A 744-nucleotide genomic window follows, 5' to 3' on the forward strand; every position below is an offset into this window, starting at 1 on the left:
TTGATCCAGTCTCCGTTGAGCAGCATGTCGAACAAGCGGCGGTCGAGCCCACGGGGAGCGCGGTAGTCGATATCCTCGGGCACGGCATGATGACGCAGCTTTGCCTTGCGAAGTCGAAGCGCCAGGCGCCGGTTGTTACGCCAAGTCGCTTCATGGTCCAGCAGCAACGCCAGCCATTCGGCGTGAGCGAGACCCTGGACCTCCTCGTTGTCGGCGAGGCGCGTGAAGGCCTCGGCCATGCCGGTAAGGCCGAGCCGGGTAAGCAAGTGGAGTGTGGGGTGTGTCAGCATTTTCTTCCCTTTTTAGTGGTAATAGTCCGAGCCTCTGATGTTGGTGTGTATGATCGGCTCGCGCTCGGGGGACGCGGGCGTCGGAACGCGATCGAGCCCCTTTTCGAGGATCGATTTGACGCTTGGGTAGTTGCGAGCCTCGATCTCAAGCGCGCGCAGCGCGGCCGCCTCGAGGCGCTCGGTGCCAAAGCGCTTCTCGAGCCGGAGGATACCCAGGCACGAACGATAGCCCTGTTCGGGATGCGGCCGATCCTCGATGATCCGGTCGACCAGCAGGCGCAGCATCGGGCCGATCCGGCTCGCCTCGCTGCGGATCTTTGCCGGCGTCCACTCGCCATAGCGCCGGTGGCTGGAAGGCATGTGGGCGCTGATCGTCCTGTGCCGCCCGTTGCCGCTGCCGCGCATGTGCGCAGCGATTCGCTCGCCCCCCAGGAAGATTTCAACCGTTCGTGCG

The 744-nt window shown here is 64.2% G+C and carries 1 protein-coding gene and 1 pseudogene; both read right to left on the bottom strand.

The annotated features are described in order from the left end of the window. Positions 1 to 290: ATP-binding protein (locus AC5ZG5_RS46300; RefSeq protein WP_496165583.1), on the bottom strand; the 290-nt coding region annotated here is incomplete at its 3' end. Positions 291 to 302: 12 nt separating this feature from the next. Continuing rightward, positions 303 to 744, bottom strand: a pseudogene (locus tag AC5ZG5_RS46305) (IS21 family transposase); the annotation flags it as partial.

The organism is Bradyrhizobium sp. Ses1, assembly GCF_059512365.1.